The sequence below is a fragment of the Cupriavidus sp. 05T42 genome (assembly GCF_056396345.1).
Window position 1 is genome coordinate 1 of the sequence record NZ_JBFTLH010000069.1, and the last position, 423, is coordinate 423.

The window sequence follows — 423 nt, forward strand, 5'->3', positions numbered from 1 at the left end:
ACGAGGAGAGTCATGCCTTACACAGTAGCGCGCCCACGGGCGTGGATAGCCGGCCTGCTGGCAGCATTGTCACTGGCAGTGTCCGGTTGCGGCGACAAGCTCATCGCGGTGTCAATGGTTGGCTACAACCACACCGATGTGGGCATCTACGCGTTCGAGGTCAACGGTCATGGCGGACCGAATATCTGGCCGCACGAGGGCGGCGGAAAGTTCACTTGTTGCGTCACGGTGCCACGGATCCACAAGCCTGGCATGACGGCGAAGGTCAGATGGGTCCATCGCATCGACGATGTTCCGCAGGAGCGGATTGTCCCTGTGCCCCCCTACCGCCCTGAAGACGTGGGGCTTCTGACTCTCCATTTTCTTCGAGACGGCAGTATCAAGGTGTTCGTGACCATGACGCTGCTTGGTCACCCGGCGTAT

At 60.3% G+C, this 423-nt stretch carries 1 protein-coding gene; it reads left to right on the forward strand.

Going from position 1 to position 423, the window contains the following annotated elements:
- Positions 1-12: 12 nt before the first annotated feature.
- A partial coding sequence (locus AC1EJR_RS27360) for a DUF3304 domain-containing protein (protein ID WP_477147863.1) occupies positions 13-423 on the forward strand: 411 nt, incomplete at its 3' end.